We start from the raw sequence: 12,776 nt of genomic DNA, 5'->3' as shown, positions 1-12,776 counted from the left end.
AAGACCAATTCCGTGATGCAATCGAACTTCAAGGGAACTGCAACGCTGCCCCGTTGCTTCAAGGCAATGATGTGTGCGGTGACCGGTCTGAGTCTTCTTGCCACGGCCAGTCCGATAGGCGCGACGGCTGCCTCCTCGGTTGAGGTGCGCGGCGCGCAATTTATTCCTGAGGATGACATTCAGCGCACTTGTGCCGTGGAGGTTGGTGTTTCCTACAGTACCGAGGAGCTGCGGGCGATCGAGGCATGCCTGATGTCGACCGCGGTGTTCGAAGCTGTTGCGCTTTACCGCGAAGATGATGTGCTGGTAATCGATGTCGTCGAACTGGATACCCGTCCCGGTCGTATCGCAGGTGGTTTGTTCTATGACTCGCAGGATGAGGTGACCGCGAGCCTGTTTTTCGAGCGTGAAAACTTGTTTCCGGGGACCTATGGCGCGTTGGAGTTCAGCTTCAACCCGGAAGTGAAGCGTCTGGATGGGCAGTTGATCTGGGATGACGCGCTGGGGAACGGTGTCAGCCTTGGGGTAAGGGGCTTTGGCGAGAAACTGGATCACGACGATCGCAGCTACGCGCAGGAGATCTATCGCATAGAACCCTATGTGGATTGGCGTCCGAACGAATTGACCCGGTTCGAGTTTGGGGTCGGTGCGCGCCGCTATAGCATGTCCGATGTGACGCCTGCAGCCAGTGGCTTGTTGGCGCAAGAAGCGGCGTCATTGGGAGACGTGACCGCCCCCTATGTTCGGTTCGGGATACAGGTGCACAGCCCTGACGCTGCTGAAGGAGATGAAACCTCCGGACGTGTCGATTACGAGGCCAATATCCATCAGGTGTTCTGGAACCTGGGAACCGATGACCCACTGTCCGAAACGCGGCTGAGCGGTACCGTTCTGGTGGCAGTCAAGGAACGCACGCGTTTGCTTGTCGGTTTGCGCGGCGGGGCTGTTTTGGGGCTGAAGGATAACTACACGCGCGTGATCGACCGCTTTTTTCCTGGGGCCGAAGCATTCCGCGGCTTTGCACCTCGCGGGATCGGGCCGCGGGATGGGCCTGATGCCCTGGGCGGGAATTACTATCTGGTCGGATCAGTCGAGCTACAGCGGCAGTTCAGCACTCGGAATGGGATGAATTTCGTTGGCAGCGCCTTCGCAGATGTAGGAGCAAGTTGGGGTTTGGATGATACTCTGGGCGGCGTCATTGACGACAGTTGGCACCGGCGCAGCAGCGTCGGGGTTTCGCTGACCTTCGATGTCGCAAGCGTTCCGGTGTCACTTTACGTGGCGCATCCGGTCGAGAGCGAGGCGGGCGATGATCTCCAGACGCTTGGGCTCAGTATTTCTGCGCGGTTCTAACGCAAGCTAGTCATGGTCGCGGGCGGCCTTATTTCGTATCGCCTTACGAAAGAGCTGCAAGTAGCGCGGCGCGACTGCGGCGTAGCTGTAGTGCTGGCGTGCCATAGCGCGAGCGGCAGCACCATAGCGGAATCGCCGCGCGGCATCCTCCTTTAGTGCTAGAATTTCTTCAATCCAGGCATCATCTTCATCGGGCAACAAGCGCCCATTGATCCCGTCAAGGATCAGTTCCGCAGTATATCCGCGGTCGGGGGCAATCACGCAGGCGCCACGACCCAGAATTTCCACCAATCCCCAATTCGCAACGCCGTATTTGAGTGGGTAAAGGAACAGGTCGATGTCCGAAATCCTCTGGACATACTCCTCGTAGGGCAGGCGTCCCACAAATTCGACAGCCTCAGCGGCCTGCGGGTAGACCCTCTTGAGGTGCTCGCAGAAGTTCGTGACTGCACCGCCATATTTCCGTTCCACCCATTGATCTTCATATCCGTATGTCGTGACGCCCGCTCCACCAAGCGCAACGAAGCGTGCATCGATCTTTTGTGCAACCAGGCGATCAACCAGTCTCATGTAGGTCTCGAAGCCTTTTGAGCTGGAGAGATCGCGCGCTGCAAAACCAATGGTAAACGGGGTGGGCGACGGCACGACCTCCGTTGGGGGGAGGCGCGCGTCGAAGTCGAAGCCTTCCAACTGTACTTCGATGTTGCTTTGCAGAACCTTGGGAAACATTTGCTTGGCGTGCTGACTGGGGCATATCACGAGATCGCTGCGCAGCGCCTGATGAAAATTCAGCATCTCCGTGTTCTTGTCGACCATTCGCTGGGCGCGATCCGGCGGATAGGCCGGATCCCAACCGTGGGCCCGATAGCTGGGAAACTCAATGTAGCTCACAATTGCTGCGTCGATTTCATCGTAGAGGAAATGCGGGGCGCCAAAGAGGGAGTGCGAAACGATCACGTCGATCTTCTTCTTGCTCTCGAAGTCACGCAGCGCATTCAGGACACCCCGACCAATGCGGGCTGATCGCTCGACTTTTGCCGAGTAATAGTAACTCTGGTCGCCGACAATCTTCCCATCCGGTTTGAACGCAAGGATATGTTGGCCTCTTTCCAGATTGCGGGACTGATGACCTGGCGTCGTCAGGAAGTAGGTCTCTGCCACCCCTGATTTACGCAGGTAATCACATAGCCCTCCAAATTGCCCTGGGTAGACTGATCCCACAAAGACGATGACTGGCTTCTTCACGATTCTCTCCACCGGAAACGTTCTTAAGTATGTATCTCCATCCTAACGGATGTGGCATATGAGGGTGAAGCGTATTCGATGCAAAGCACGTCTTGAGATGCCCTCAATGCAAGGGATATTCGCAGGTCAGGGCTATCGAGCGGGGGCTGGCAGGCAGCGCGTGCGAGGCAAGCCGCTAGACCGTGCAGGTGGATCGATCTCGTTCTGGCAGCGGGCTGCTGTGTCGGCAGCACTGCCAGAGATGAGCGGATAGGACGCTTTGAAACCGAACGCGTTTGTTCCGGTCTAGCGGGAGAAAGTCTTCAAAAAACTAACGCGTGGAGCGCCGTCGATGTTGTTTGCATTGAGGGCCTTGAGGATAGGCCGAATCAGTAGGATGGCGAAAACGGCGATCACGCCTCCACTGCTGTAGAGGGCCAGACAAGCCCAGAAGGAAGCTCCCACTGCCACACCGCCAAACGCAGCCAGTAGTCCAAGAAACATACCAAACGGGATCAGTCCCATAGTTGCACTCCCTGTGTTCTAAATCCGGGACCTCCCGGACGTTTCCCTTGGTCTCGATGCGGAATTTCAGGCCCACAATCCGTGGGTGGTTTCGGAGAGGCGGGAGATACGGTGTGGGCCGCGGTGGAATTCTGCCCGCCTCTCCGGAGAGCCGCCGCACTTTGGGGGTGAGGGCAGCTCTGGTTTCCGCCACCGGGCAGTGACGGATCTCGTGAAGTGTCGCGGCCAGGTGTGCCCCGGTCGCGCCATCTTAGATTACAACAACCCGCCGTCGTCGTCTCCGCCGCCGAGCAGTCCGCCGAGCAGATCCTCGCCGCTGCCGGTCAGGCCGCCCAGGAGGCCTTCGCCGCCGCCGAGGAGACCGCCGACCAGGCCATCTTCGCCGAGTGCACCGTCGACCAGGCCTCCGTCACCAAGGACGCTGGACAGCAGCCCGTCTTCAGAGTTGGCGATGTCACCGACCAGGCCACCTTCGCCAATGATGTCTCCGACGATGCTTTCGTTTCCGAGAACGCCGTCGACGAGACCCTCATCGCCAAGGATGCTGGACAGCAGCCCATCGTCGCTCCCGAGGATGTCTCCGACAAGCCCATCCTCACCGACAATATTGTCGACCGGACCGTCGTCGCCAAGAACCGTTGCAAGCAAGCCGTCGTCACCGCCGAGGAGACCACCGACAATGCCGTCTTCGCCGGTCACGCCGGAGAGGAGACCGTCTTCCCCACCGAGGAGACCGTCTGTGATGCCATCGAGCGGTCCGTTTTCACCGCCGAGGAGACCACCGACGAGGCCGTCTTCACCGAGAACGCCGCCAAGCAGGCCATCTTCACCGGTCACGGTGTCAAGGATGCCGCCGACAATGCCGTCTTCGCCGGTCACGCCGGAGAGGAGACCGTCTTCCCCACCGAGGAGACCGTCTGTGATGCCATCGAGCGGTCCGTTTTCGCCGCCGAGGAGACCACCGACGAGGCCGTCTTCACCGAGAACGCCGCCAAGCAGGCCATCCTCACCGGTCACGGTGTCAAGGATGCCGCCGACAATGCCGTCTTCGCCGGTCACGCCGGAGAGGAGACCGTCTTCCCCACCGAGGAGACCGTCTGTGATGCCATCGAGCGGTCCGTTTTCGCCGCCGAGGAGACCACCGACGAGGCCGTCTTCACCGCCTAGAAGTCCGCCGAGGAGGCCGCCACCGTCGGTGTCGCCATCGGTTTCGCCCAACAATCCGGTGCCGGTGAGCTGTCCGACGAGGCCATCTCCACCAGTCAAGCCGCCCAGGGCGCTGTCGTTGCCAACAATATCGCCTAATAGTCCCTCAGATCCGGTGATGTCGCCCAGCAATCCGTCATTGCCAGTCACGCTGCCAAGTAGCCCATTGTCGGCGACGACAGGGTCGAGCAAGCCGACGTCTTTGGAAACACTGCCATCGCCTTGAACTGGTTGTCCGAACAAAGGTGCGCCGATTTCGCCCAGGAGGCCGTCGTCCCCTAGCAGGTCGCCCAACAATCCTTCGGAGCCGGTAACATCCCCCAAGAGGCCGTCATTGCCAGTGAGGTCACCCAGCAATCCTTCGTCGCCGATAACTGGGTCGAGAACACCCTGTTGTGCATCCGTGCCGTCAGTACCATCCGTGCTATCGGTACCATCCGTGCTATCGGTTCCGTCCGTGCCGTCAGTACCATCCGTGCCGTCGGTTCCGTCCGTGCCGTCGGTACCATCCGTGCTATCGGTACCATCCGTGCCGTCGGTACCATCCGTGCTATCGGTACCATCCGTGCCGTCGGTTCCGTCCGTGCCGTCGGTACCATCCGTGCTATCGGTACCATCCGTGCCGTCGGTACCATCCGTGCTATCGGTACCATCCGTGCCGTCGGTACCATCCGTGCTATCGGTACCATCCGTGCCGTCGGTTCCGTCCGTGCCGTCGGTTCCGTCCGTGCCGTCGGTACCATCCGTGCTATCGGTACCATCCGTGCTATCGGTACCATCCGTGCTATCGGTGCCATCCGTGCTATCGGTACCATCCGTGCCGTCAGTTCCGTCCGTGACGTCGGTCGGGCTATCATCATCCCCACCCGATGCGAGGGCTGCTGCGCCAAGGAGGCCGAGCCCGGCCAGAGCAGCGATGCCGTCATCACCGATCGCGCCACCAATACCAGCCCCTCCGGCTGCGTCCTGCTCGAGTTCAGCCTCTGTGCCATCCGCGAAAACCAAGCTGTGCAGAGAGCCGTTTTCGGCTGGGGTGTAGAACTCGTCGACCAAAATGCGGTCACCCGTCTTCAACTCGATGACCAGATCATCGCCTGTACGCATGTAGCGGAGGACACCATCGCGCGTTGCATCAATCTGTACGCCAATTTCACTGCCGGCCTGGATCGTTCTGTCTGCCACGGTCTTTTCTCCTTGCACCCACCCGGCCAAGGCACGGGGGAATTTAGAATCCATTGTCTAACTAAAGTATGTATACCCATACTTTTGGAAGCTTGGTCAACAAAAAGCTGCAATCTAACATTAAAATACTAACTATTTAGGGGTTGATCTGCTGAAATTTATTCCCCAACGAGTCGCTGGCGCTCAAATGCAAGGGCTATTGTGGTCAATGTTCATGCTGGCCCGGCATTGGTTCCAAGTGCTATACTAAAGAATGTAATGCTTGGGTGTTTGATCCCACGGCTTGATGGTGTGATCCTTTCTCAGGAATGGAAGGAAGCATTGTGGGACAAATTCGCCTCGGGAGCGCTACGACAACGCACGCCGTCAGAGCTGCAATACAGTGATCGCAAGCTTCGCTCGCGCAGCTGAGCAAGGAGCTGGGCATCAATCCCAAGACCGTCGCGAAGTGGCGCAAGCGGGCGCCGGTGGAGGACCTAAAGACTGGGCCGAGGGAGCCGCGTTCGACCGTTCTCACCGAAGCGGAAGAGGCCATGATCGTCGCATTCCGGCGTCATACGTTACTGCCGTTGGATGATTGCCTCTATGCGCTTCAGCCGTCGCTTCCGCACCTGACGCGCTCGGCGCTACATCGATGCCTGCAACGGAATGGCATCTCACACCTGCCGGACGCGAGGGCAACAAGCCAAAGCGGCAGCAATTCAAGCGATACCCTATCGGCTTCTTTCACATCGACATCGCCGAGGTTCAGACGGCGGAGGGCAAGCTCTACCTCTTCGTGGGTATTGACCGGACCAGCAAATTCGCAGTCACTCAACTCGTGGACAAGGCAGCAGATCGTAAGACCGCATGGGAGTTCCCCGAACACCCGCTAAAGGCCGTCCCCTATCGCATCCACACGATCCTCACTGATCGAGCCAAAGGGCGCCATCGGTTCAAGCCCGATGGCGAGGGGCATCCAGTTCGCCGAGCAGCCCCGCAACCGGGACACAGCATATTCACGGCAGATGCGGTTCAACATGATCTGTGAGGCAAATGAGATCGAGCACCGACTGACCAAGCCAAACCATCCGTGGAGTTCCGAGGATCAGAAAACAGTCCGGGGGACTGTTTTCCCGAGGGACGGCCAGGTCGAACGAATGAACGGCACCATAAAGGACGCGACCGTCAAACGCTTCCACTTCGAAAACCACGATCAGTTGCGAACACACCTGGCCGACTTCATGGCAGCCTACAACTTCGCGCGACGCCTCAAGACCCTCAGCGGGCTTACGCCTTACGATTACATCTGCAAGATCTGGACATCAGAGCCAGATCGATTCATCCTAAATCCGATCCACCAAATGCCGGGACTGAACACCTAAGCTACTTGATCGCCCCCCCGGCATTCGGCACAACTGTCAGGTGGGTGGAGAGTGGGTATCCGTGCGCTGAGAGCGCCGAAAAGCCAGCACAACTGCAATCACGTCGAACACGCAGGTTGAGGGCAACAGGGCACGATGGGCACACATCACGAGTCACCGAGCGACGCGCCAGTCGCAAAACTATCACAGCCAGAGGCGGACGTGTCTTCTGTGCGGGCGCAATTGCAGACAATAGCACGCATCATTGCCACGGACCGGCGTCCGGTCGCTCTCGCGAGTGAAACCGGGGCAGTTCTGTTGGCCAATGCCGCGGCTCAGAGGATCGGTATTCATCGGGGCCTGACCGATCAGATCACGGCATGGCCAACGCATTGCCTGAATGCCAGGCGTGCCGGAACGCAGACGATCCAGCCAACTCTGGCCGGTGGGCCGGTTGATGGGGAACTGGTTCATCTGCCTCTCGGCGGCACAGAGGCATATGTTTTGCGCCTGTCTGAAACCGATCAGGAATCTGCTTCGCTGCGGAACCGCGCCCGAGCCGCGACTCTGCTGCGCGTGGCGCATGATCTGAAAACCCCAATTCAGTCCTTGTTGTCGACGTTTGAGGAATGGGCAGAGGGTGTCGGTGATACTGCGGAGCAACAGGCCGATACAGCGCGAACAGATCTGAGGCGGACGGCCCACCGGGCGTTGGACCAAATCGACTATGTCCTTGGAGTTATCCGCAGCGAGCAAAGTCCCGGCGCTGCGCAACCTGATGAGGCCTTCTGCATCACCGGCGAGCTGCAGGCGCTGATTGCAATGCTCCGTCCGATCGGGCGTGCGTCCGAGACGCGCATAGAGTACCAGCCACCTGCCAAAGATGTTTGGGTGACCGGGCCGGTCAGGTTTGTTCGGGCATTGTTTCAGAATATGCTGGATAATTCCGTCAAATATGGTGGTGCGCAGGTCGACGTCTCTCTGCGCTGTCTCGTTGCTTCTGGTGAAGTGAAGGATGCGATTGAAGATAGCCCTGAACTGCAGATTGAATTCGAAGTGCGGGATTGGGGAGGCGGCCTCCCCACCGCGCAGAAACACCGCCTGCTTGCGGCGCTTGGTTTGCCACATGAAGCTGAGGCCGCTTCTGCAGGGGCAAGTGCGCGGAGATCGTCCGGGCTGAATATCCTGTCGCATGCGATCCGTCAGCTGGGCGGAACGATGGAAGTCCTTGATCGCGGTGAAAACGGTGAGATTGCCGATGAGGTCGAAGCGACAGCTGTTGCGGGAACCATTTTGCGTGTCGTGTTCGCCCTGCCTCAGGCGCGGACACCGGACCCGGCTATCGACGGAGCCGTTACGCCAGTGTGCGGCAAGTTGGGGAGACAGTTGCAAGGACATGATATTATTGTCGTGGAGGACAGTCCGGCGAGCCGCGACTGGCTGGTGCAGGTGCTGCGTCGCGCTGGCGCATTGGTCAACGCTGCTGAAAATGGCCATGAAGCACTAGAGTTACTGATGGCCCGAGGCGCGTCAGCCTCTGGTCCGGAAGGAACGGAGAACGTCGCGCCCTCTATCTTGCTGACCGACATGACGCTGCCCTACATGAGTGGCATCGAAATGGTACATAAACTGCGAGCGGCACAGGACGCTGGGGACACGCAGTGGCGTGGTCAGATCATTGGGCTGACCGCGCATGTGGATGACCGTATTCGCAAGGCATGCCATGATGCCGGGTTCTTTCGCATATTGGACAAACCAATCCGCACCACTAGTCTGTTGCAGACCCTCGTTGAGGCGGGGCAGGTGGCGCAGGCTGCCAGCCCTGCACCGGGCTCGGTTGCGGCTTCAAGCCCGGCCGGATGCCTCCTGTCGGAGGAGATCGTTGCAGACCTCATAGAGCAGATCGGTCCCGAGGGGGCGCGGAATTTCATGCAACGTGCGCTGGCGGAAGCCCGCACCATTATCGAGAGCCTGCAGGTCGACGGTGCAGGTCCCGAAAGTCGCCGGTTGCTGCACGCTGCCACCGGTGCCTGTGGTCTAACCGGGCTCACATCTGCCGAGAAGCTCTTGCGCGCCATCGAGGTGCGGTTGGAGGATGGAAATGACGTGGACGAGGAGCAGCTGGGCACTGTTGCGGAAGTGCTGACGAGAACCGGTCAGCGTATCGAGCAGCTGTCATGACCTGTTCAGTTTGCGATGATCGTGGTTTATCTCCGGTGGCGCTGTCTGACTCGGCAATGGACATCCCGCTTGGCTCGCCATTAGACTGTAGCTCGTTGAAGCAATGGGGCATGAGAGTGCTTCGCAGAAAGAAACTAGATGACCACAGTTGAGCCGCAATCGCTGCGCATTCTTGTTGCTGATGACCATGTCATGGTCCTGGAGATGTTTGAGCAGTTCCTATCCAATCTGCCGAACGTCGAAGCGGTCACCGCTGCAGATCTTGATGGCGCTCTGGCGTTGATCAAGCAGGAGGGCGCATTTGACCTGGTGCTGCTGGATCTGAATATGCCGGGCATGAACGGCACACAGGGATTGTCGCAGACCATCGCTGAAAATGGCGGGAAACCTGTCGCGCTGCTCACCAGCAATCCTTCGGCCAAGGTGGTTGCGGAAGTTCTGGCGCTTGGCGGCGCGGGGTTGGTGCTGAAGACAACCTCGCTCAAGGCGTTGGGTAATGAGGTGCGCTTCATGGCGGCAGGCGGGCGTTATATTCCGGTCGAGTTGATCGAGACTCAGCGCGTCAAGACGCAGGAGGCGACAAACACCAAGCTCTCCGACCGAGAGATGACGGTGTTGAACTTGTTGGCCGAAGGTAAGCCGAACAAGGAAATCGGCGATAATTTGACGCTCGCTCAACCCACAGTAAAGATGCATGTCAAATCGATTTGCAAAAAACTGGGTGCGAGCAATCGCACGCAGGCTGTGATCGTCGCGCGTGACCTCAACCTGATCTAGTGGCGCTGTCCATAGTTTGTCCGCGGGTGAGGGCTGCGCGCAGAGGCGATCCCATGCGCAGCACTCGTTGTCGGATTTCAGAAGGAAATAAATGGAACCGGTACGCCGAAGGTTTCCGCCAGCAGTACGAAATTCAGACCTAGAACCACCACCGCGCCCACTACCGAATAGATGCGGATCAACGGTCCAGCGACAAAATCGCGCATGATGTCGCGACGGGAGGCGAAGATGATCAAGGCGATCATTGGAACTGGCAACGCGATGGACAGAACGACCTGTGACAGCACCAGCGCATCCGTTGCGTTGTAGCCCATCGCGACCACGGCAAACGCCGGAGCCATGGTGACCAGGCGGCGCAGCCAGATGGGTACGCGAATATGCAGAAAACCCTGCATGATCATCTGACCTGCCATAGTGGCTCTGTTGCGAACTTTTCGGCCGGCCGGAAACACCCTTCCGATAGATACAGTTATGCTGCGAGCTGCTGTTCGAGCCAGGCCATGGTCTCTAGGCTCAGGACTTCGGTAACGGGGTCGGTTCAGTCAACATGTTTCGGGCAAGCAGAATGATCCGCCAGAGCGGTGCTTTTGCTTCGTCGTGTCGGCACTGCTTTCTCTCGCGGCTTTCGGCAAAGGCCCCTCGGGTACATGCTTCGGTTCGTGGTCAGTGTGGTGGCTGCCAACATGATGCTGGTTCGATGTAATTCCGACGTGCCCATCTCATAGGCGTGCTTGACAGATGTCGGCGACAGTCCAGACCGCGGCATCGTCGGAACCACGTCCCTGCGGGACCTCGAAGGCCTGCGATTAAATAGGCAGCGGGTGGCGGAACAACCGATCAGGCCATTTGTGGCGCCACGTCCGGTTCGAAGACGGTGCCATCAACCCAAATCCGATGGAGGATGACAGCGGTAAGTGTGGCCACGCGCCCGGGATGCTGCAGGGCCACCATCTGCGAGATAAGCCCGCCCAGTGACATGCCCGCCAGATGCGCATGATCCAGGCCGTAGGCATCCATGATGGCGATCACGTCCGCGGCCATATCCTCCAGGGCATAATCGGCTTGTCCGGGCGCGAAGGTTGTGGATTGCCCGGTGTCCCGGTGGTCGAAGCGGATGACGAAGAACCCGCGCTGCGCCAGGTCGCCGCAGAACTCGTCTGGCCAACCCAGCATCGAGGCCGTGGCGCCCATGACCAGCAGGATAGCCGGGTCGCTCGCCCGGCCGAAGCTTTGCGTGGCAAGGGTGATGCCGGCGCTGTCGATCATCTTCACGGCAGTCTCGTGGCCGGGTTGCCCGTCGTGACGCCTTGCGTCGTTCCGTTCGGCCCGATTCATTCCTTTCTCCCTCCATTCCCGACGTGCTGCATGCCATAGGCGCACAGGAAGATCCTCACGCTTTCCTCCGCGTGCCGGTGCCGGGCCTCGCGTCCCGGCAGGGCGGCGTCGCCCAGCAGCATGGCGGCGCTGGTGGGCGCACCCATCAGAAGCCAGTTGAAATAGGTCGCCGCCTCGGTCGGATCGGTCAGCCGCAACTGGCCGTTCTCTCGGTAATGCGCAAAGGCGCGGGAAAGTCGCGCGATGGACTTTGCCGGGCCGTTCTCGAACAGGGCGCGGCCGAGATCGGGAAAGCGGTCCACCTCGCCGATCACCATGCGGCGCAGCTGCATCAGGCGCGGGGTCAGGACCACTGCAAGCTGGTCCAGGGCGGCGTCCATCAGGAACGCCGCAACGGGCCGGTCGTCCAGCGGCTCCTCGGCCTCCTCGCCCAGGGCTTCGGCCGCGCCTCCGGTCATCGCGACGACAACCGCGCGGAACAGCGCTTCCTTGGATCCAAAATGCGCATAGACAGTCTGCTTGGACATCCCGGCCTGCTCGGCCACCTCGTCCATGCTGGCGCTCAGGAAGCCGTGTTTCAGGAATACCCTTTCCGCCGCCGCCAGAATGGCCGCGCGGCTGCGCCGTCTGCGCGTTACGGCACCGTTGCTCATGGGCTCGCCCTCCGAAGTTTGCGGATCGAGCATAGCACCGATCCTTGACAAACTCAACTGGACGGTCCAGTCTAATTAGCGAAACCAAACGGGAGCTTCCGCAATGACGACCAGAACCGAACTGACCTGCCGCTGCAGACAGGCGGCCTTGAGGGTCGATGGACCGCCCATCCTGAGCAGCGAATGCCTCTGTGCCGACTGCCAGGCGGCGGGGGCGATCCTCGGGACATTGCCCGGCGCGGCGCCGGTGCTGGACGGCAACCGGGCGACGCGCTTCGTTCTCTTCCGCAAGGATCGGGTCCGCTGCCTGCGCGGCGCGGACCATCTGAGCGAACACCGGCTGGCACCGGACAGCAAGACCCGGCGCGTGATCGCCAGCTGCTGCAACACGCCGCTGTTCCTGGACTTCACCCAGGGCCACTGGCTGAGCGCCTACGGCCATCTTTGGTCCGCCGAAGACCTGCCGCCGCTGGAGCTGCGGACGATGGTGCGCGACGCGCCCGAGGGCGCCGCGCTGCCCCGGGACGTGCCGAATCTCGCGACACATGGCCTGCGGTTCTTCGCCCGGCTGATCGGAGCCTGGGCCGCGATGGGCTTCCGGACGCCCAGGGTCGACTACGTGCAGGGAAAGTTGCATGGCGCGTGACGATGACAAGATCGAGGTCGAGAACTTCATGTCGCCCGGCCGGGTGCATCGCGTCGACCGGGCCAAATACGAGGCGATGCGGGACGCGCTGCTGGCGGTTCTGCCAGACGCGCCACCGGGCCTAACCGTTGCCGAGGCCAAGCAAAAATTGCTGCCGCTGCTGCCCGAAGCACTGTTTCCCGGCGGGGCCAAGGCCGGCTGGTGGCTCAAGGCCGCGCAGCTCGACCTAGAGGCCAAGGGCGTGATCCGGCGCGAAGAGACCAAGCCGCTTCGATTACACCGGTGCTGACGAGGCGAGCCGTGTCCTGTGAGGGGTAAGACTCTGTGATAGCCGTTCCTAGAGGTCTTCCG

Annotated in this window: 11 protein-coding genes and 1 pseudogene; 6 read left to right on the top strand and 6 right to left on the bottom strand. The window is 60.1% G+C overall.

Annotation, left to right across the window (positions count from 1 at the left end):
• Nucleotides 1-15 precede the first annotated feature (15 nt).
• Nucleotides 16-1,353: a BamA/TamA family outer membrane protein gene (locus MHM97_RS17220; protein ID WP_239323726.1), complete on the top strand. Its 1,338-nt coding sequence runs from the start codon at nucleotides 16-18 to the stop codon at nucleotides 1,351-1,353.
• Nucleotides 1,354-1,359: 6 nt separating this feature from the next.
• Here the strand turns inward: MHM97_RS17220 and MHM97_RS17215 are convergent, their stop codons facing one another.
• From MHM97_RS17215 to MHM97_RS17205, 3 genes are all read right to left on the bottom strand, one after another.
• Nucleotides 1,360-2,598: a glycosyltransferase gene (locus MHM97_RS17215; protein ID WP_239323724.1), complete on the bottom strand. Its 1,239-nt coding sequence runs from the start codon at nucleotides 2,596-2,598 to the stop codon at nucleotides 1,360-1,362.
• A gap of 285 nt (nucleotides 2,599-2,883) precedes the next feature.
• A complete protein-coding gene (locus MHM97_RS17210) occupies nucleotides 2,884-3,102 on the bottom strand; it encodes a hypothetical protein (RefSeq protein ID WP_239323722.1) in 219 nt (72 codons plus the stop codon).
• Between the two features lie 255 nt (nucleotides 3,103-3,357).
• A complete protein-coding gene (locus MHM97_RS17205) occupies nucleotides 3,358-5,490 on the bottom strand; it encodes a BapA/Bap/LapF family prefix-like domain-containing protein (RefSeq protein WP_239323720.1) in 2,133 nt (710 codons plus the stop codon).
• A gap of 323 nt (nucleotides 5,491-5,813) precedes the next feature.
• On the opposite strand from MHM97_RS17205, the pseudogene MHM97_RS17200 reads away from it, so the two are divergent.
• From MHM97_RS17200 to MHM97_RS17190, 3 genes and pseudogenes are all read left to right on the top strand, one after another.
• Nucleotides 5,814-6,854: pseudogene (locus tag MHM97_RS17200) on the top strand (integrase core domain-containing protein).
• A gap of 297 nt (nucleotides 6,855-7,151) precedes the next feature.
• Complete coding sequence (locus MHM97_RS17195) at nucleotides 7,152-9,014, top strand: hybrid sensor histidine kinase/response regulator (RefSeq protein ID WP_239323718.1); 1,863 nt, start codon at nucleotides 7,152-7,154, stop codon at nucleotides 9,012-9,014.
• 138 nt (nucleotides 9,015-9,152) lie between these two features.
• The gene (locus MHM97_RS17190; RefSeq protein ID WP_239323716.1) at nucleotides 9,153-9,791 is read left to right on the top strand and encodes a response regulator transcription factor; all 639 of its coding nucleotides are present in this window, start codon (nucleotides 9,153-9,155) and stop codon (nucleotides 9,789-9,791) included.
• 77 nt (nucleotides 9,792-9,868) lie between these two features.
• On the opposite strand, the gene MHM97_RS17185 is transcribed toward MHM97_RS17190, so the two are convergent.
• From MHM97_RS17185 to MHM97_RS17175, 3 genes are all read right to left on the bottom strand, one after another.
• Complete coding sequence (locus tag MHM97_RS17185) at nucleotides 9,869-10,204, bottom strand: divalent metal cation transporter (RefSeq protein ID WP_239323708.1); 336 nt, start codon at nucleotides 10,202-10,204, stop codon at nucleotides 9,869-9,871.
• Nucleotides 10,205-10,628: 424 nt separating this feature from the next.
• Nucleotides 10,629-11,126, bottom strand: coding sequence for an alpha/beta fold hydrolase (locus MHM97_RS17180; protein ID WP_239323705.1), 498 nt, complete (start codon nucleotides 11,124-11,126; stop codon nucleotides 10,629-10,631).
• On the bottom strand, nucleotides 11,123-11,812 hold the full coding sequence (locus MHM97_RS17175) for a TetR/AcrR family transcriptional regulator (RefSeq protein ID WP_239323703.1): 690 nt from the start codon (nucleotides 11,810-11,812) through the stop codon (nucleotides 11,123-11,125). The genes MHM97_RS17180 and MHM97_RS17175 overlap by 4 nt, the downstream gene beginning before the upstream one ends.
• A gap of 70 nt (nucleotides 11,813-11,882) precedes the next feature.
• Between MHM97_RS17175 and MHM97_RS17170 the strand changes: the two genes are divergently transcribed.
• Together MHM97_RS17170 and MHM97_RS17165 are read left to right on the top strand one after the other, a co-directional pair.
• On the top strand, nucleotides 11,883-12,425 hold the full coding sequence (locus MHM97_RS17170; protein WP_239323701.1) for a GFA family protein: 543 nt from the start codon (nucleotides 11,883-11,885) through the stop codon (nucleotides 12,423-12,425).
• Nucleotides 12,415-12,714, top strand: coding sequence for a DUF6958 family protein (locus tag MHM97_RS17165; RefSeq protein ID WP_239323699.1), 300 nt, complete (start codon nucleotides 12,415-12,417; stop codon nucleotides 12,712-12,714). Before MHM97_RS17170 ends, MHM97_RS17165 begins: the two co-directional genes overlap by 11 nt.
• Nucleotides 12,715-12,776: the final 62 nt, after the last annotated feature.

The sequence above is a fragment of the Epibacterium sp. Ofav1-8 genome (genome assembly GCF_022348185.1).
Classification (GTDB): Bacteria; Pseudomonadota; Alphaproteobacteria; order Rhodobacterales; family Rhodobacteraceae; genus Epibacterium.
The sequence above is the reverse complement of the archived record's forward strand: the minus strand, read 5'-3'. Positions and strand labels throughout refer to the sequence as shown.